20 protein-coding genes and 1 tRNA gene are annotated in these 18290 nt (G+C 66.6%); 16 read left to right on the forward strand and 5 right to left on the reverse strand.

Annotated elements, in window-relative coordinates; genetic code table 11:
• The first annotated feature begins 17 nt into the window (after nt 1-17).
• The 8 genes from lptA to WS95_RS19560 all read left to right on the forward strand — a co-directional run bounded on the left by lptA (nt 18) and on the right by WS95_RS19560 (nt 7091).
• Complete coding sequence (gene lptA, locus WS95_RS19525; RefSeq protein ID WP_006483139.1) at nt 18-683, forward strand: lipopolysaccharide transport periplasmic protein LptA; 666 nt, start codon at nt 18-20, stop codon at nt 681-683.
• A complete protein-coding gene (gene lptB, locus WS95_RS19530; protein ID WP_034208414.1) occupies nt 680-1456 on the forward strand; it encodes an LPS export ABC transporter ATP-binding protein in 777 nt (258 codons plus the stop codon). Before lptA ends, lptB begins: the two co-directional genes overlap by 4 nt.
• A gap of 160 nt (nt 1457-1616) precedes the next feature.
• Nucleotides 1617-3122, forward strand: coding sequence for an RNA polymerase factor sigma-54 (locus WS95_RS19535; protein WP_034208415.1), 1506 nt, complete (start codon nt 1617-1619; stop codon nt 3120-3122).
• Nucleotides 3123-3280: 158 nt separating this feature from the next.
• Nucleotides 3281-3640 carry a ribosome hibernation-promoting factor, HPF/YfiA family gene (gene hpf, locus WS95_RS19540; RefSeq protein WP_006477786.1) on the forward strand — a complete coding sequence of 120 codons (360 nt, stop codon included), beginning with the start codon at nt 3281-3283 and terminating at the stop codon, nt 3638-3640.
• 194 nt (nt 3641-3834) lie between these two features.
• Nucleotides 3835-4347, forward strand: a complete 513-nt coding sequence (locus WS95_RS19545) for a PTS sugar transporter subunit IIA (protein ID WP_027806888.1) — start codon at nt 3835-3837, stop codon at nt 4345-4347.
• Nucleotides 4348-4476: 129 nt separating this feature from the next.
• Nucleotides 4477-5445 carry an HPr(Ser) kinase/phosphatase gene (hprK, locus tag WS95_RS19550; RefSeq protein ID WP_006483133.1) on the forward strand — a complete coding sequence of 323 codons (969 nt, stop codon included), beginning with the start codon at nt 4477-4479 and terminating at the stop codon, nt 5443-5445.
• Nucleotides 5446-5519: 74 nt separating this feature from the next.
• Nucleotides 5520-6428, forward strand: a complete 909-nt coding sequence (rapZ, locus tag WS95_RS19555) for an RNase adapter RapZ (protein WP_006477783.1) — start codon at nt 5520-5522, stop codon at nt 6426-6428.
• 27 nt (nt 6429-6455) lie between these two features.
• Nucleotides 6456-7091: an LON peptidase substrate-binding domain-containing protein gene (locus tag WS95_RS19560; RefSeq protein ID WP_034208417.1), complete on the forward strand. Its 636-nt coding sequence runs from the start codon at nt 6456-6458 to the stop codon at nt 7089-7091.
• Nucleotides 7092-7207: 116 nt separating this feature from the next.
• Here WS95_RS19560 and mutY read toward each other — a convergent pair whose 3' ends face one another.
• Together mutY and mutM are read right to left on the reverse strand one after the other, a co-directional pair.
• Nucleotides 7208-8314, reverse strand: coding sequence for an A/G-specific adenine glycosylase (mutY, locus tag WS95_RS19565; protein ID WP_059825136.1), 1107 nt, complete (start codon nt 8312-8314; stop codon nt 7208-7210).
• A 25-nt stretch (nt 8315-8339) separates the two neighbouring features.
• A complete protein-coding gene (gene mutM, locus WS95_RS19570; RefSeq protein WP_034208419.1) occupies nt 8340-9167 on the reverse strand; it encodes a bifunctional DNA-formamidopyrimidine glycosylase/DNA-(apurinic or apyrimidinic site) lyase in 828 nt (275 codons plus the stop codon).
• Between the two features lie 245 nt (nt 9168-9412).
• Between mutM and WS95_RS19575 the strand changes: the two genes are divergently transcribed.
• The 8 genes from WS95_RS19575 (at nt 9413) to hisC (ending at nt 16577) form a co-directional block, all read left to right on the forward strand.
• A complete protein-coding gene (locus WS95_RS19575; protein WP_059781469.1) occupies nt 9413-11236 on the forward strand; it encodes a tetratricopeptide repeat protein in 1824 nt (607 codons plus the stop codon).
• Entirely contained in the window at nt 11236-11856 is a 621-nt protein-coding gene (gene lolB / locus WS95_RS19580; RefSeq protein WP_034208421.1) for a lipoprotein insertase outer membrane protein LolB, read from the forward strand. The genes WS95_RS19575 and lolB overlap by 1 nt, the downstream gene beginning before the upstream one ends.
• Nucleotides 11857-11884: 28 nt before the next feature.
• Nucleotides 11885-12766 (forward strand): 4-(cytidine 5'-diphospho)-2-C-methyl-D-erythritol kinase, encoded by an 882-nt coding sequence (gene ispE / locus WS95_RS19585; protein ID WP_059825138.1) that lies wholly within the window; start codon nt 11885-11887, stop codon nt 12764-12766.
• A gap of 55 nt (nt 12767-12821) precedes the next feature.
• Nucleotides 12822-12898: transfer RNA gene (locus tag WS95_RS19590), tRNA-Gln, on the forward strand.
• Nucleotides 12899-12942: 44 nt separating this feature from the next.
• Nucleotides 12943-13905, forward strand: a complete 963-nt coding sequence (locus tag WS95_RS19595) for a ribose-phosphate pyrophosphokinase (RefSeq protein WP_034208423.1) — start codon at nt 12943-12945, stop codon at nt 13903-13905.
• A gap of 158 nt (nt 13906-14063) precedes the next feature.
• A complete protein-coding gene (locus WS95_RS19600; RefSeq protein ID WP_034208424.1) occupies nt 14064-14672 on the forward strand; it encodes a 50S ribosomal protein L25/general stress protein Ctc in 609 nt (202 codons plus the stop codon).
• 120 nt (nt 14673-14792) lie between these two features.
• Complete coding sequence (pth, locus tag WS95_RS19605; RefSeq protein WP_027785469.1) at nt 14793-15392, forward strand: aminoacyl-tRNA hydrolase; 600 nt, start codon at nt 14793-14795, stop codon at nt 15390-15392.
• A gap of 117 nt (nt 15393-15509) precedes the next feature.
• The gene (gene hisC, locus WS95_RS19610) at nt 15510-16577 is read left to right on the forward strand and encodes a histidinol-phosphate transaminase (protein ID WP_059781465.1); all 1068 of its coding nucleotides are present in this window, start codon (nt 15510-15512) and stop codon (nt 16575-16577) included.
• 82 nt (nt 16578-16659) lie between these two features.
• Here hisC and WS95_RS19615 read toward each other — a convergent pair whose 3' ends face one another.
• The 3 genes from WS95_RS19615 to rsmD form a co-directional block, all read right to left on the reverse strand.
• On the reverse strand, nt 16660-16926 hold the full coding sequence (locus tag WS95_RS19615; protein ID WP_027785471.1) for a YfhL family 4Fe-4S dicluster ferredoxin: 267 nt from the start codon (nt 16924-16926) through the stop codon (nt 16660-16662).
• A 59-nt stretch (nt 16927-16985) separates the two neighbouring features.
• Complete coding sequence (gene coaD, locus WS95_RS19620; RefSeq protein ID WP_027785472.1) at nt 16986-17483, reverse strand: pantetheine-phosphate adenylyltransferase; 498 nt, start codon at nt 17481-17483, stop codon at nt 16986-16988.
• Nucleotides 17484-17594: 111 nt separating this feature from the next.
• Nucleotides 17595-18209, reverse strand: coding sequence for a 16S rRNA (guanine(966)-N(2))-methyltransferase RsmD (gene rsmD / locus WS95_RS19625; protein ID WP_034208426.1), 615 nt, complete (start codon nt 18207-18209; stop codon nt 17595-17597).
• Between the last annotated feature and the right edge of the window lie 81 nt (nt 18210-18290).

Below are 18290 nucleotides of genomic sequence, written 5' to 3' on the forward strand. Positions count from 1 at the left end.
ATCCCTCACGTGACTGCATGAACGAACCGTTCCCTCGACAGATTTCCGGCGGCGCTGCGCGCGCCGTCCGCGCCGCGCTCGCCGCGACGCTCGTGGCGCTCCCGCTCGTCGGGCTGGCGCCGCTCGCCCATGCCGAGAAGGCCGACCAGAACAAGCCGATCAACGTCGAGGCCGACAACCTGACCTACGACGATCTGAAGCAGGTCACGGTCGCGACCGGCAACGTCGTGATCACGAAGGGCACGATCATCATCAAGGGCGATCGCGTCGAAGTGCGCCAGGACCCGGAAGGCTACCAGTACGCGACGTCGTTCGGCAGCGGCAAGAAGCACGCGACGTTCCGCCAGAAGCGCGAAGGCCTCGACGAATACATCGACGGCGATGCCGAGCGCATCGACTACGACGGCAAGCAGGACCTGACCACGCTGACCACCGCGGCGACCGTGCGCCGCCTGCAGGGCACGTCGACCGTCGCCGATACCGTGCACGGTAGCGTGATCACGTATGACGGCCAGCGCGACTTCTACACCGCGAAGGGCGGCAAGGACGTCGCGGCGCCGGGCAACCCGAACGGCCGCGTGCGCGCGATGCTGTCGCCGAAGAACGGCGGCCCCGCGCCGCTGAACGGGGCGCCGGCCAAGCTGTCGCCGTCGACCACGATCCAGGGAGCGCCGGGCCAATGAACGCGCTCCCGAATCGCCAGCCGGCCGGCACCACGAGCTCGCTCGTCGTCCGCAACCTGAAGAAGCGCTACGGCTCGCGCACGGTCGTCAAGGACGTGTCGCTCGACGTGAAGAGCGGCGAAGTCGTCGGCCTGCTCGGCCCGAACGGCGCCGGCAAGACCACGTCGTTCTACATGATCGTCGGCCTCGTGCCGACGGACGGGGGCGAAATCTCGCTGAACGGCAGCTCGATCGGCCTGCTGCCGATCCACAAGCGCGCGTCGCTCGGCCTGTCGTACCTGCCGCAAGAGGCGTCCGTGTTCCGCAAGCTGACCGTCGAGGAGAACATCCGCGCGGTGCTCGAGCTGCAGCACGGCGAAGACGGCAAGCGGCTGTCGAAGGATGCGATCTCGTCGCGCACCGAAGCGCTGCTCGACGAGCTGCAGATCGGCCACCTGCGCGAGAACCCCGCGCTGTCGCTGTCGGGCGGCGAACGGCGCCGCGTCGAAATCGCGCGCGCGCTCGCGACCAACCCGAACTTCATCCTGCTCGACGAACCGTTCGCCGGCGTCGATCCGATCGCGGTGCTCGAGATCCAGAAGATCGTCAAGTTCCTGAAGCAGCGCAACATCGGCGTGCTGATCACGGACCACAACGTCCGCGAAACGCTCGGCATCTGCGACCACGCGTACATCATCAGCGACGGTTCGGTGCTGGCCGCGGGCGCGCCGAGCGAAATCATCGAAAACGAAAGCGTGCGCCGCGTGTACCTCGGCGAGCACTTCCGCATGTAACGTTCTCCTCGTGGCTGGCTGCACCCCGCCCGGCATGGCCGCGCGGGGCCGCGTCCCGCTTCGCGGCCATGCCCGCGGCCACGCGGCGCGCCGCGCGTAATCGCGGATGGCTCAATGCGCCTGGGTCGTGGCAAACTGCCGGTATGACTCCCTCCTTGCCATGAAAGCCAGCCTCCAACTTCGCCTGTCGCAACATCTGGCGCTGACGCCGCAGCTGCAGCAGTCGATCCGGCTCCTGCAGTTGTCGACGCTCGAATTGCAGCAGGAAGTCGCGATGGCCGTCGCGCAGAATCCGCTGCTCGAAACCGACGACGAATGGATCGCGAGCCCGCTGCGCGTCGCGGCGGACGGATCGCTGATCGCGCAGACGCCGCCCGCACAGAACACCGAACCCGTCGCGACGAACGGCAGCGGCACGTCCAGCGATCGCGCGGAGCGCGACGAGCCGGCCGGCGCCGACGAATACGACGGTTACGGGTCCGGCGACGGCAACGACGGCCCGCAGTGGAACCTCGACGAATACGGCCGCTCGGGCGGCGCGTCCGACGACGACGACCTGCCGCCGCTGCAGGTGCAGGAAGCCGCGACGTCTCTGCGCGACCACCTGTCCGCGCAGTTGCGCGTCACGCAGGCCGGCCCGCGCGATCGCGCGCTCGTGATGTTCCTGATCGAATCGCTCGACGACGACGGCTACCTGACCGCCACGCTCGACGAAGTGCTCGCCGACCTGCCGCCCGAACTGGAAATCGACGGCGACGAACTGAACGCGGCGCTCGCGCTGCTGCACAGCTTCGACCCGGCCGGCGTCGGCGCGCGCTCGGCCTCCGAATGCCTGAAGCTGCAGTTGCTGCGTCTCGATCCGTCCCCGACGCGCACGCTCGCGCTCGAGATCGTGTCGCAGCATCTCGAACTGCTCGCCGCCCGCGACTTCACACGGTTGCGCAAGCACCTGAAGGCGAGCGACGACGCGCTGCGCGACGCGCACACGCTGATCCGCTCGCTGGAGCCGTTCCCCGGCGCCGCATACGGCAAGGCCGAGGCCGACTACGTCGTGCCCGACATCATCGTGAAGAAGGCCGGCCAGGGATGGCTCGCGGAACTCAATCCGGAGGTCGTGCCGCGCCTGCGGATCAACAACCTGTACGCGAACATCCTGCGCAACAGCCGCGGCGATCCGTCGGCCGGATCGCTGAAGCAGCAGCTTCAGGAAGCGCGCTGGCTGATCAAAAATATCCAGCAACGTTTCGACACGATCCTGCGTGTCGCGCAGGCTATTGTCGAGCGTCAGAAGAATTTCTTTGCGCACGGCGAAATTGCCATGCGCCCCTTGGTTTTGCGGGAAATAGCTGATACGCTGGGCCTACACGAGTCGACTGTCAGCCGTGTGACAACCGGGAAGTACATGCTGACCCCGTTCGGGACGCTTGAATTTAAGTACTTCTTCGGATCTCACGTTTCGACCGACACCGGTGGCGCCGCCTCGTCGACCGCCATCCGAGCCCTCATCAAGCAACTGATAGGAGCTGAAGACCCAAAATCGCCACTTTCGGACAGCCGCATTGCCGAGCTGCTGGCAGAACAGGGGTTCGTGGTCGCGCGCCGCACGGTTGCGAAATATCGCGAAGCCCTCAAGATCCCGGCAGTGAATCTGCGCAAGTCTCTTTAAGCCTGCTGCCTGCCCGGCGGCAGGCGTGTTCCGGCCACCGCGCACACGGGGAACAGGCCGGGCGACCTGTCCGCGATACGCCGCCTCGTGCGGCACGGGCAAGTCGACCGGAGCGCCGCCTCGATGCGGCCGGGTGGTCACTCGCTTGGAGAAGCACTATGAACCTGAAGATCAGTGGACATCATCTCGAAGTCACGCCTGCCATTCGCGAATACGTGATCACCAAGCTGGACCGGGTGCTACGGCATAGCGATCAGGTGATCGATGGCACTGTGATCCTCTCGGTCGACAACCACAAGGAAAAGGACAAGCAGCAGCGCGCGGAAATCAATCTGCACCTGAAGGGCAAGGACATCTTCGTCGAAAGCGCGAACGGCAACCTGTACGCCGCGATCGATCTGCTGATCGACAAGCTGGATCGCCAGGTCGTCAAGCACATGGAGCGCCTGCAAACGCACGCGCACGATCCGATCAAGCTGCAGCCGTCGATCGACCAGATCGAACTGCCGCCGCAATAACCGTCACTGCAACACGCACGCCGCCCGGTTCGCCGGGCGTTTTTTTTGCGACTCCGCGCGAAGGTGCAGCCGGTCCGTCCGTGCCGCGCCACGCACGCGGCTGTGCTCTATAATGTTCCGGTTATCGCCGGGGGGTGTTGGATGCGGTAGCGGCGTTGCAGGTTGCCATGCCACATGCCTTGATATCGCCGAACATGGAAAATCAGTCCGCCGCCGCAAGGAGACCCCAGGCCGCCCAATCGCCTGCCAACATGAATCGCCTAGCCAAAATCCTGCCCATAGAGAACGTCGTCATCGACCTCTCGGTCACCAGCAAGAAACGCGTCTTCGAACAAGCCGGGCTGATGTTCGAGAATCAGAACGGCATCGGCCGCAGCACCGTCACGGACAACCTGTTCGCACGCGAGCGCCTCGGTTCGACCGGGCTCGGCGAAGGTGTCGCGATTCCGCACGGCCGCATCAAGGGCCTCAAGCACCCGCTCGCCGCGTTCGTCCGCCTCGCCGATGCGATCCCGTTCGAAGCGCCCGACGGCCAGCCGGTCGGCCTTCTGATCTTCCTGCTCGTCCCCGAGCAAGCGACCCAGCAACACCTCGAGATCCTGTCGGAAATCGCGCAACTGCTGTCCGATCGCGACGCACGCGAGCGTCTGCACAACGAAACGGATATCGCCGAGTTGCATCGCCTGCTCACTCAGTGGCAACCTTGAGTTGTTCCGGGCGGAATATTTCCCCGTACCAGGCGGCACGCGCCGCCGTCCAGGGCCGCCCGGCGCCGGCCCGGCATGGCGACGTCCGTCGCCGCGCGCCTGCACCGGCCCATTGGAGTGACGAGAGTCATGGATACGTCCAGCATCAACGCCCAGAGCATCTTCGACGACAACGCAGCCACGCTGAAACTGAGCTGGCTGACGGGGCATGAAGGCTGGGAACGCGGCTTTTCGGCCGACACGGTCGGCAACGCAACGTCGAGCGCCGACCTCGTCGGCCACCTGAACCTGATCCACCCGAACCGGATCCAGGTGCTCGGCGAAGCCGAAATCGACTACTACCAGCGACAGACCGACGAAGACCGCTCGCGCCACATGGCCGAGCTGATCGCGCTCGAGCCGCCGTTCCTCGTCGTCGCCGGCGGCGCCGCGGCGCCGCCCGAACTGGTGCTGCGCTGCACGCGCTCGTCCACGCCGCTGTTCACGACGCCGATGTCGGCCGCCGCGGTGATCGACAGCCTGCGGCTCTACATGTCGCGCATCCTCGCGCCGCGCGCGACGCTGCACGGCGTGTTCCTCGACATCCTCGGGATGGGCGTGCTGCTCACCGGCGATTCGGGCCTCGGCAAGAGCGAGCTCGGCCTCGAGCTGATCAGCCGCGGACACGGCCTCGTCGCCGACGACGCGGTCGACTTCGTCCGCCTTGGCCCCGATTTCGTCGAAGGGCGCTGCCCGCCGCTGCTGCAGAACCTGCTCGAAGTGCGCGGCCTCGGCCTGCTCGACATCAAGACGATCTTCGGCGAAACCGCGGTGCGACGGAAAATGAAGCTGAAGCTGATCGTCCAGCTCGTGCGGCGCCCTGACGGCGAATTCCAGCGCCTGCCGCTCGAAAGCCAGACCGTCGACGTGCTCGGTTTGCCGATCAGCAAGGTCACGATCCAGGTCGCGGCCGGCCGCAACCTCGCGGTGCTCGTCGAGGCAGCCGTCCGGAACACGATCCTGCAGTTGCGCGGAATCGACACGTTGCGCGATTTCATGGATCGGCAACGACTCGCGATGCAAGATCCCGACAGTCAGTTCCCCGGCAAACTGGTGTAACCCGCACGCGCCGGCCACGCAACGCCGACGCGTCGAGCCGGTGCTATGATGAAACGTCAGGATTCTCCGTTCCCATGCGCATCGTCCTCATTACCGGCATCTCCGGCTCAGGCAAGTCCGTCGCGCTGAACGCGCTCGAAGACGCAGGCTATTACTGCGTCGACAACCTGCCGCCGCACGTGCTCCCCGAACTCGCCCGCTACCTCGCCCAGGACGGCCAGCGCCGGCTCGCGGTCGCGATCGACGCGCGCTCGAGCGCGTCGCTCGATGAAATGCCCGGCCTGATCCGCGAGCTATCCCGCGAGCACGACGTGCGCGTGCTGTTCCTCAACGCGAGCACCCAGGCGCTGATCCAGCGCTTCTCCGAAACGCGCCGCCGCCATCCGTTGTCCGGCTCGCGGTCGCACGATGCGGACGTCGGCCTGCTGTCGTCGCTCGAGGAAGCGATCGAGCGCGAACGCGAGCTCGTCGCGCCGCTCGCGGAATTCGGCCACCAGATCGATACCAGCACGCTGCGCGCGAACGCGCTGCGCACCTGGGTCAAGCGCTTCATCGAGCAGAAGAACAACGACCTGATGGTGATGTTCGAATCGTTCGGCTTCAAGCGCGGCGTGCCGCTCGACGCCGACCTGATGTTCGACGTGCGCGCGTTGCCGAATCCGTACTACGACCACCAGTTGCGCCCGCTCACCGGGCTCGACCAGCCGGTCATCGCCTTTCTCGACGCACTGCCGATCGTCCATCAGATGATCGACGACATCCATGCGTTCCTGATGAAATGGCTGCCGCACTTCCGCGATGACAACCGCAGCTACCTGACCGTCGCCATCGGCTGCACGGGCGGCCAGCATCGCTCGGTGTTCATCGCGGAAACGCTCGCCGCGCGCCTCGCGCGCGACGCGAACGTGATCGTGCGGCATCGTGACGCGCCAGTGGATGTCGACGCGTCGTCGCGGCTCGTCTCCGAGGTCGATCGACCCTAGCGACACCCGCCCCCACGCCCGCGCGCCATGTCCTCCCTATCGACCACCCTGATCGACTTGCCGCTGTTTCCGCTGCACACGGTGCTGTTTCCGGGAGGGCTGCTCCCGCTCAAGGTGTTCGAGGCGCGCTATCTCGACATGTCGCGCGCATGCCTGCGCGACGACGCGCCGTTCGGCGTGTGCCTGCTCAAGAGCGGGCCCGAAGTCGCGCAGGACGGCGCGGTGTCGGTGCCCGAAACCATCGGCTGCATGGCGCGCATCACCGAGTGCGATACCGGCGAGTTCGGGATGCTTTATCTGCAAGCGGTCGGCACGCAGCGTTTCGAGCTGCTGTCGTATCGCGTCGAAAGCAACGGGCTGCTGGTCGGCATCGCGGAGCCGCTGCCCGACGACATCCCGCTCGAAGGCGAGCAGGCGCTCGCGCAGTTCGGCTCGTGCGCCGAGGTACTTGAGCGCATCATCGACGCGCTGAAGAAGTCCGATCCGGAGAAAATGCCGTTCGGCGAACCGTTCCGCCTCGACGATCCGAGCTGGGTATCGAATCGTCTCGCGGAACTGCTGCCGCTCGACCTGCGCGCGCGGCAGAAGCTGATGGAGTTTCCGGACGTCGGCGCGCGCATCGACGCCGTGCACCACGTGCTCGACCGGCACGGCTGGCTGTAACGCCGCAGCCTCCGTCGCGCAGCGTACCTGCCCGGCGAGCCTGCCTGCGCGACGGCACAGCCGCGGCAGTCAGGCGCCTTCCCGAACGCGGCCCGCGCCGCGCCCCACGCCGTTCGTTACAGCAGCGGCCCGCTCAGCGCATCGAGCAGCTTGCGCACGGGCGCCGGCACGCCGTACGCGTCGAGCCGGCTCAGCGGCACCCATGCGGTGTCCGCGTCCCGCGCCGACGACGGCAGGCCCTTGCCTTCCGTCAGATCGCTCAGCCGCGGCTCGATCTCGAGCCGGAAATGCGTGAACGTATGCGTGAGCGGCGCGAGCGGCACCGTGCCGCCGCCGCCGAAGCCGCGCGCGAGATCCGCGAGCGCGGCATCGCCGTCCGCTTGCGGCAGGCTCCACAGTCCGCCCCAGATGCCGGTCGGCGGCCGGCGCTCGAGCAGCACGGCGTCGCCGTCGCGCAGCACGAGCATCCAGGTCTTGCGCGTCGGCACGGCCTTCTTCGGCCGCGCGGCCGGCAGTTCGCGCTGACGGCCTGTCGATTGCGCGACACAGTCGCCCGCGAACGGGCATCGCGCGCAGTCGGGTTTGCCGCGCACGCACAGCGTCGCGCCCAGATCCATCAGCCCCTGCGTATACGCGCTCACGTCGGCCGCGTTCGCGGCGTCGGGCAGCAGCGATTCGGCGAGCGCCCACATGTCGTTCTCGACGCGCTTCTCGCCCGGAAAGCCCTCGACGCCGAATACCCGCGCGAGCACGCGCTTCACGTTGCCGTCGAGGATCGTCGCGCGCGCGCCGTACGCAAACGACGCGATCGCGGCGGCCGTCGAGCGACCGATGCCCGGCAGTTCGGCCAATGCTTCGGGGGTCGCCGGAAACGCGCCGCCGTGCTCGGCGACGACGACCTGCGCGCAGCGGTGCAGGTTGCGCGCGCGCGAGTAGTAGCCGAGCCCCGCCCACAGCGCCATCACGTCGTCGCTCGGCGCGGCCGCGAGCGCGGCGACGTCGGGGTAGCGGTCGAGAAAACGCATGTAATACGGAATGACGGTCGATACCTGCGTCTGCTGCAGCATGATTTCCGACAGCCAGATCCGGTACGGATCGCGGGTGTTCTGCCACGGCAGGTCATGGCGGCCATGCTCGCGCTGCCACGCGACGAGACGGGTGGCGAACGTGCGGTGCAGCGGCGTGACGGGGAACGGAGCGGGGGCGATGCGGGGCGGCTTCAAGTTTGTCTGATGGCGGAAAAGGGTTTCAACGCTGGCACGTCGGGCAGAAATAGGTCGATCGCTGGCCCTGCACGATCTGGCGGATCGATGTGCCGCATACGCGGCACGGCTGGCCGGCGCGATCGTAGACGAAGCAGTCGAGCTGGAAGTAGCCGCTTTCGCCGTTGCTGCCGACGAAATCGCGCAACGTGCTGCCGCCGCGCTCGATCGCGTCGGCGAGCGTCGCGCGTACCGCATCGGCCAGCCGCTCGTAGCGCGGCAGCGACACCTTGCCGGCGGCCGTCGTCGGCCGGATGCCGGCGCGAAACAGGCTCTCCGACGCGTAGATGTTGCCGACGCCGACGACCATGTCGCCCGCGAGCAGCGCCTGCTTGACCGACACCGTGCGGCCGCGCGTGCGCGCATGCAGCAGCGCGCCGGTGAACGCCGGCGAGAACGGCTCGACGCCGAGGCTCGCGAGTAGCGGATGCGCATGCACGTCGCCTGCTTCACGCGGATGCCACAGCACGGCGCCGAAGCGGCGCGGATCGCGGAACCGCAGCACGAATTCGTCGAAGATCCAGTCGATGTGGTCGTGCTTCGCCGCGACCGGCACGCCGGTTGCGGGTAGCACGCGCAGCGTGCCGGTCATCCCGAGATGGACGATGAACCAGCCTGCATCGACCTCGAACAGCAGGTACTTGCCGCGGCGCTCGACGGCGAGCACCTCCCGCGCGCGCAACTGCTCGGCGAGCCCCGCCGGCACGGGCCAGCGCAGCATCGCGGTACGGACGTCGACACGCTCGACGCGGCGGCCCGCGACAAAGGGCGCGATGCCCCGGCGCGTGACTTCGACTTCTGGCAACTCTGGCATGTTTTGCGGGTCTGAGGCTACGGTCTGTTTACATAGGAACGCGCGTGTGCCGCCACGAGAACGGCCGCGCTCGCGGCGCCCCCGAACGAGACACGGGAATGCCCGAAATCGCCCGCCCGGCAGCACGCGAGACGGGCGATTTCGGGCATTCGCATGGGGATTCCACAGGTAAGCGGACCCTATCACGATCGTGCGTGTATTGTAGCGAGCGCGTTACAATCGGTTGAAACATCGAACGGATTTCCATGACCCTGCCCTCGAAGCTGCTTCAGAAGCGCCCCGCCGCCGTGCGCGGCGCGCGCGCCTTCCCGGTCCGCCGTGCACTCGGTGCCGCGCTGCTTGCCGCCTGGACCCTCACCGCCTTTCCGGCCCACGCGCAGGATCCGGCCTCGGACGACGCGGAGCCGCAGGGCGCGTTCGAGCATGTGATGCCGGACGAGCAGAAGAATCTCCCCGGCGTGCCGCTGACGAGCCAGATCGTCTACCAGGTGCTCGCCGCCGAGGTCGCGCTCCAGCGCAACCAGCCGGCACCGGCCTACCAGACCTACCTCGCGCTTGCCCGCGACACGCGCGATCCGCGCATGGCGCAGCGCGCGACCGAAATCGCGCTCGGCGCGCAGAGCCCGGCCGACGCGCTGTCCGCCGCGAATCTGTGGCGCCAGTACGCACCGGATTCGAACCGCGCGTCGCAGGTCGACGCCGCGCTGCTGGTGCTCGCCGGCAAGCCGGCCGACGCGCAGCCGATGCTCGCGCGCGAGCTGGCCCGCGCGACCGGCGACACGCGCGGCCCGGCGATCCTCGCGCTGCAGGCGCTGCTCGTGCGCGGCCCCGACCGCGTCGGCGGCCTCGCGGTGCTGAAGGACATGTTGAAGAACGACATGAATCGCCCCGAGGCGCAGCTGGCGATCGCGCGGCAGCAGCTCGCGGTCGACGACAAGGACGGCGCCGCGCAATCGCTGAAGCAGGCGCTGCAGATTCGCCCCGATTACCTGCCGGCGGCGCTGATGCTGTCGCAAATGGGGCCGGCGGAACGCGCGGCGGGCATCGCGTCGTTCGAGAAGTATGTTCAGCAGAATCCGAAGTCGCGCGACGCACGGCTCGCGCTGTCGCAGCTCTATCTCGCAGACGATCGCCTCGACGACGCACAGAAGCAGTTCGAGACGATGCGCAAGCTCGACTCGAAGGATCCGACGCCGCTGATGGCGCTCGCGCTGATCAAGATCCAGCAGAAGAAGCTCGACGAGGCGACCGGCTACCTGAAGCAGTACGTGCAGCTCGGCGACAAGCAGCCGAATCTCGACGTCGGCCAGGGCTACATCTACCTCGCACAGATCGCGATCGACCAGAACAACGACGCGCAGGCGTCGCAATGGCTCGACAAGGTCGACCAGACGAGCCAGCACTACCTGCCCGCGCAGATCACGCGCGCGCAACTGCTGCAGAAACAGGGCAAGACCGACGAGGCGCGCAAGGTGCTCGACAACCTGCCGATCACGGATCCGCGCGACGCGGCCGTGGTGGCGCGCACCGATGCGTCGATCCTGTTCACGGCGAAGCGCTATCCGGAAGCGGAGGCGCGGCTCGGGCAGGCCGTCCAGGACTTCCCGGACGATCCCGACCTGCGCTACGACTACGCGATGGCGGCCGAAAAGACGGGCCACTATGCGACGATGGAAAAGCAGTTGCGCGAGCTGATCCGCACGCAGCCCGACAACCCGCAGGCCTACAACGCGCTCGGCTATTCGCTCGCCGACCGCAACCAGCGCCTGCCCGAGGCCAGCAAGCTGATCGACAAGGCGATGGCGCTCGCGCCGAACGACGCCTACATCATGGACAGCCTCGGCTGGGTGAAGTACCGGATGGGCGACACGGCCGGCGCGACGAAGGTGCTGCAACGTGCATACGAACTGCAGCCGAACGCCGAAATCGGCGCGCATCTTGGCGAAGTGCTGTGGAAGAGCGGCGCGCAGGAAGACGCGCGCAATGCGTGGCGTGCCGCGCAGAAGCTCGAGCCCGACAACGAAACGCTCGTGCAGACGCTGAAGCGCCTGCAGATCAACGGCCTCTGATGCGGATGTTCGCGATGTTTTCCCTGTCTTCCCGCGCGCAGCGCACGCTGGCCGCAGCCGGCGCAGCGCTCGCGCTCGCCGGCTGCGCGAGCACGCCGCCGTCGGCCGGCACGCCGGCGGGCGCCGCACTGCAGACGGCGGCGACGCATGCGTACCACGGCCGCTTCGCGGTGCGGTACGACGATCGTCTCGGCAACCCGCAGAACGTGTACGGCAACTTCGACTGGCAGGAACACGGCGACGACGTGTCGCTCGAACTGCGCAGCCCGCTCGGTCAGACGCTTGCGGTCGTGAAAACGACGCCGCGCGCGGCGTCGCTCGAATTGCCGAACCGTCCGACCCAATATGCGTCGGACGTCGGCGACCTGATGCAGAAAACGCTCGGCTTCGAGTTGCCGCTCGCGGGCCTGCGCTACTGGCTGCTGCCGAGCGCCGCGCCCGCGACGCCCGCGGAAACCGTGCGCGACCCGGCCGACGGCACGCGCCTCAAGCAGCTCCGCCAGGACGGCTGGACGATCGACTACCTCGCCTACGCGGATGCCCCGGCCACGGGCGTCAAACGCGTCAACCTCGTGCGCGCGACGCCGCCGCTCGACATCAAGCTCGTGCTCGATCAGTGAGCACGCGCGCCTAGCCCCCGATACCCGCATGACCGATTCGACCCGCTCGCTGCGCAACTGCCTGGCGCCCGCGAAACTCAACCTGTTCCTGCACATCACCGGCCGTCGCCCGAACGGCTATCACGATCTGCAGAGCGTATTCCAGCTGCTGAACTGGGGCGACACGCTGCACTTCACGCGGCGCGACGACGGCCGCGTCGCACGCGTCACCGACGTGCCGGGCGTGCCCGAGGAAAGCGATCTCGTCGTGCGCGCGGCCAACCTGCTGAAAGCGCATACGGGCACCGCGCACGGCGTCGACATCGAGATCGACAAGATCCTGCCGATGGGCGCCGGCCTCGGCGGCGGCAGCTCCGACGCGGCGACGACGCTGCTCGCGCTGAACCGCCTGTGGCAACTCGATTTGCCGCGCGCCGAACTCCAGTCGCTCGCGGTCAAACTCGGCGCCGACGTGCCGTTTTTCATTTTTGGAAAAAATGCGTTCGCAGAGGGTATCGGAGAAGAATTAGCTGAGGTAGAATTGCCGACTCGCTGGTTCCTGGTTGTGACGCCACGCGTTCATGTCCCGACCGCTGAAATATTTTCAGATGAGTTGTTGACAAGAGATACGAAGCCCGTCACAATTGCTGACTTTCTTGCACAGCAAACCAGCGATGCGGGATGGCCAGATAGCTTCGGTCGGAACGATATGCAGGAAGTTGTAACAAGGAAGTACGCGGAAGTTGCGCAGGTGGTCAAATGGTTGTATGATGTGACCCCCGCGAGGATGACCGGCTCCGGAGCAAGCGTGTTTGCAGCGTTTCACAGCAAGCACGAGGCAGAAGCGGCGAAAGCCAAACTGCCCGCCAGTTGGAATGGCGCAGTTGCCGAGAGCCTGGACGAGCATCCGCTCTTCGCTTTCGCGTCATGAAGTTTTACTTTGCCGAACGGCCTACACGAGTTCGGTGAAGTTATCAGTTAAGTGTAGGGGAGTCGCCAAGTTGGTCAAGGCACCGGATTTTGATTCCGGCATGCGAGGGTTCGAGTCCTTCCTCCCCTGCCAAAAATTTTCCCGCATTTCCCGCCCAAGCCTGAAGCAGGTGCACGATGAGCAGCCACAGCCATGATGGCCTGATGGTCTTTACTGGCAACGCGAATCCCGCGCTCGCCCAGGAAGTCGTCAATATCCTTGGTATCCCCCTCGGCAAAGCGATGGTCAGCCGTTTCTCCGACGGCGAGATCCAGGTCGAGATCCAGGAAAACGTGCGCGGCAAGGACGTCTTCGTCCTGCAATCCACGTGCGCACCGACGAACGACAACCTGATGGAACTGATGATCATGGTCGATGCGCTCAAGCGCGCGTCCGCCGGCCGGATCACTGCAGCCATCCCCTACTTCGGCTATGCGCGTCAGGATCGCCGCCCGCGTTCGGCGCGCGTCGCGATCTCGGCGAAGGTCATCGCGAACATGCTGGAAATCGCCGGCGTCGAGCGGATCATCACGATGGATCTGCACGCCGACCAGATTCAAGGCTTCTTCGACATTCCGGTCGACAACATCTACGCCACGCCGATCCTGCTGGGCGACCTGCGCAAGCAGAACTACTCGGATCTGCTCGTCGTGTCGCCGGACGTCGGCGGCGTGGTGCGCGCCCGGGCACTCGCGAAGCAGCTCAACTGCGATCTCGCGATCATCGACAAGCGTCGCCCGAAGGCGAACGTCGCCGAAGTGATGAACATCATCGGTGAAGTCGAAGGCCGCACCTGCGTGATCATGGACGACATGGTCGATACGGCCGGCACGCTCTGCAAGGCTGCGCAAGTGCTGAAGGACCGCGGTGCGAAACAGGTGTTCGCGTACGCGACGCACCCGGTGCTGTCGGGCGGCGCCGCAGAACGCATCGCCGCATCGGAACTCGACGAGCTGGTCGTGACCGACACGATTCCGCTGTCGGCCGAATCGCTGGCGTGCTCGAAGATCCGCTCGCTGACGAGCGCGAGCCTGCTGGCCGAGACGTTCTCGCGGATTCGCCGCGGCGATTCGGTGATGTCGCTGTTCGCGGAATCCTGATCGCGAATCGACGGAATATAGTATGCGCGGAAAGCGAAGCGGCAACGCTTCGCTTTTTGCACAATCGGACGGGATAGACGAAACCCCGGCCGTTTCATCGGGGGCCGCTTGATGGCCCCGTTTCACTGCCTGGTCGCGGGCAGCCATTGGAGAATCACATGAAAGTCGTCGCTTTCGAGCGCCAACAGCAAGGTACGGGTGCGAGCCGCCGCCTGCGCAACGCCGGTAAGACCACGGGTATCGTTTACGGTGGCGAAGCCGCTCCGCAAAAGATCGAACTCGATCACAACGCCCTGTGGCACGCCCTGAAGAAGGAAGCCTTCCACTCGTCGATCCTCGACCTCGAAGTGGCCGGCCAGTCGCAACAGGTTCTGCTGCGCGACGTGCAATACCACCCGTTCAAGCAACTGGTGCTGCACGTGGACTTCCAGCGCGTCGACGCGAAGAAGAAGCTGCACACGAAGGTGCCGCTGCACTTCCTGAACGCTGAAGTCAGCCCGGCCGTGAAGCTGTCGAGCGCAGTCGTTTCGCACGTCGCGACGGAAATCGAAGTCGAGTGCCTGCCGGCTGCCCTGCCGGAATTCCTCGAAGTCGACCTGTCGAAGATCGAAGCCGGTCAATCGCTGCACGCGAAGGACATCGCGCTGCCGAAGGGCGTCGCGCTGGTCGCGCACGTCGACGCGGAAAACCCGGTCGTCGCCTCGGCAACGATCCCGGCTGGCGCCGTGTCGGACGCAGCAGACGAAGGCGAAACGCCGGCTGCCTAAGCGGCCGCTCACGCGCCCCATCGATCCGTTTCACGAAACGATCGACGCAACCCGCCGCGGCCTGCCCGGCGGGTTTTTCTTTTTCTGCGCCCAGGCGGCAGCCGCCGCCTTCGAAACGTCATGATCAAACTGATCGTCGGCCTCGGCAATCCCGGGGCGGAATACACCGCGACGCGCCACAACGCCGGCTTCTGGCTGATCGACCAGCTCGCCCGCGAAGCCGGCACGACGCTGCGCGACGAGCGCCGCTTCCACGGCTTCTATGCGAAAGCGCGCCTGCACGGCGAGGAAGTCCACCTGCTCGAGCCGCAAACCTACATGAACCGCTCCGGCCAATCGGTCGTCGCGCTCGCGCAATTCTTCAAGATCCTGCCCGACCAGATCCTCGTCGCGCACGACGAACTCGACCTGCCGCCCGGCACCGTGAAGCTGAAGCTCGGCGGCGGCAGCGGCGGCCACAACGGCCTGAAGGACATCTCCGCGCACCTGTCGTCGCAGCAGTACTGGCGGCTGCGGATCGGCATCGGCCATCCGCGCGACCTGATTCCGGAAAGTGCGCGCGCCGGCGCGAAGCCCGACGTCGCGAACTTCGTGCTGAAGCCGCCGCGCCGCGAGGAACAGGACGTGATCGACGCATCGATCGAACGCGCGCTCGCCGTGATGCCGATGATCGTCAAGGGCGAACTCGATCGCGCGACGATGCAACTGCATCGCAACTGACCGCCCGTCGCACCGGCCTGGTGCATCGACCGTTCGGCGCAACCGGGCGGCCTCGCCCGCCCCACCGCGACGCGCACATGCGGTACTCTCGACGTTTTGCCCGTCAGGAGCCAAGCGGTGAGCCGTTACTGGAGCGACGTCGTTCAGCAACTCGTGCCTTACGTGCCGGGCGAACAGCCCGCGCTTGCACACCCCGTCAAGCTGAACACCAACGAGAATCCCTATCCGCCTTCGCCGCGCGTCGTCGCGGCGATCGCACGCGAACTCGGCGACACCGGCGACTCGCTGCGCCGCTATCCGGACCCGGTCGCGCGCGCGCTGCGCGAGACGGTCGCGGCCCATCATCGCATCGCGCCCGAGCAGGTGTTCGTCGGCAACGGCTCCGACGAGGTGCTCGCGCACGCGTTCCAGGCACTGCTCAAGCACGACCGGCCGCTCCGCTTTCCCGACATCACGTACAGCTTCTATCCGACCTACGCGCGCCTGTACGGCGTCGAGACCACGATCGTGCCGCTCGCGGACGATTTCTCGATCCGCGTCGACGACTATCTCGACGACGCCGGCGGCGTACTGTTTCCGAACCCGAATGCGCCGACCGGGCGCGCGTTGCCGCTCGCGGACGTCGAGCGGATCGCGGCCGCGAATCCGTCGTCGGTCGTCGTGATCGACGAAGCGTACGTCGATTTCGGCGCGCAGTCGGCCATCACGCTGATCGACCGTCATCCGAACCTGCTCGTCGTGCATACGACGTCGAAGGCGCGCTCGCTCGCGGGCATGCGCGTCGGCTTCGCGTTCGGCGATGCGGCGCTGATCGACGCACTGAACCGCGTGAAGGACAGCTTCAACTCGTATCCGCTCGACCGGCTCGCGCAGGTGGCCGCGCAGGCCGCCTACGAGGACGCCGATTATTTCCACGCCACCTGCCGGCGCGTGATCGACAGCCGGGCGCGGCTCACGCATGCGCTCGACGCACTCGGCTTCGAGATCGTGCCGTCGGCCGCGAATTTCGTGTTCGCGCGCCATCCCGCGCACGATGCGGGCACGATCGCGGCGAAGCTGAAGGAACGGGAGATTTTCGTGCGGCACTTCCGGCTGCCGCGGATCGACCAGCACCTGCGCATCACCGTCGGCACCGATGCCGAATGCGATGCGCTCGTCGCGGCGCTGCGCGAGCTGCTGGGCTGACACGAAGGAACCGGCGCCGGGCGGCGCCGATCCGAAAGCACGACGCGCGCGAGCCAAGCCAGGCGCGCGCGTCAGCGCAGGATCACGATGCGTCGTCGCCTTTCGCGGCGATCAACGCGTGATACTTCTCCATCAATTGCGCGTGCGATTCGTCATGCTGCGGATCGCGCGGAATGCATTCGACCGGACACACCTGCTGGCACTGCGGTTCGTCGAAATGGCCGACGCACTCGGTGCACTTGTTCGGGTCGATCACGTAGATGTCCGGGCCCATCGAAATCGCGCCGTTCGGGCACTCGGGCTCGCACACGTCGCAATTGATGCACTCGTCGGTAATCATCAAAGACATACTGATCTCACTTCTTCAGGCCGCCGGCCGGCTTCGCAACGAAACCGGCCGGCGCCGCGTCACGCGGCCGGGCCTCCGATCGCGGCGACTTTCTCGGTCAGCCACTTCTCGACGGACGGGAACACGAACTTGCTGACATCGCCGCCCAATTGCGCGATTTCGCGCACGATCGTTCCCGAGATGAACTGGTACTGGTCGGACGGCGTCATGAACATCGTCTCGACGTCGGGCAGCAGATAGCGGTTCATGCCCGCCATCTGGAACTCGTATTCGAAATCGGACACGGCGCGCAGCCCGCGCACGATCACGCGCGCATTGTTGACGCGGACGAAATCCTTCAGGAGGCCGGTGAAACTCATCACCTTCACGTTCGGATAATGACCGAGCACTTCGTTCGCAATCGTCAGACGTTCTTCGAGCGAGAAAAACGGCTTTTTCGCGCGGCTGTCGGCGACACCCACCACCAGCGTATCAAAAATGCTCGACGCACGCCGCACGAGGTCTTCGTGCCCGCGCGTCAGCGGATCGAACGTACCGGGATACACGGCGACTACCATGTCGCTCCTCCTGTCATCACGCAAACGGGATGGCAGCCGTGCGATGCGCACGCCGCTGCCGAGATGGGCATGCGTCGCCTTTGCCGCGCGCCGCCTCGTATGGAACGCGCATTATTCATCATTTTCGCGCCGCAGCAAATGATAGTGAACCGCACCGGCCTTGCCGTGCTTCGCCACCTGCCAGCCCGCGAGCGCGTCGTGCGCGGCCGGATCGAGTTCCGCCCCCGTTTCGACGTACAGCGCGCCGCCGGCCGCGACGAGCGGCGCCGACAACGCGATCGCGCGCTCGAGCGCGGCCAGGTCGTCGAACGGCGGATCGAGGAACACGACGTCGAACGCGCCCGGCGTGAGCCCGGCCGCGAGCCGCAGCGCGTCGGCCTCGGCGATCTCGACCGAACGGGCGCCGAGCTTGTCCTTGATCGCACGAAGCTGCTGCGCGGCGCGCGGATGGCGCTCGACCATCACGACGCTCGCCGCGCCGCGCGACGCGGCCTCGAAGCCGAGCGCGCCGGTGCCCGCGAACAGGTCGAGGCAGCGCCAACCGTCGAGATCCTGGCCGAGCCAGTTGAACAGCGTCTCGCGGACGCGATCGGGGGTCGGGCGCAGGCCGTCGAGATCGAGCACCGCGAGCGGCGTGCGTTTCCAGTCGCCGCCGATGATGCGGATCGTGTGCGGCTTGCCGCGGCCAGGGGGGGCCGCCGGGCGGCCGGAAGAGGAACGGGACATACGGGATATCGACAACGGAGGGACCGGGCGCGCGCAGAGGGCGCCGCCAAACAGGCGCACGTTACCACAGCGGCGACGCGC

It is taken from the genome of Burkholderia sp. MSMB1826 (genome assembly GCF_001526325.1).
GTDB lineage: Bacteria > Pseudomonadota > Gammaproteobacteria > Burkholderiales > Burkholderiaceae > Burkholderia.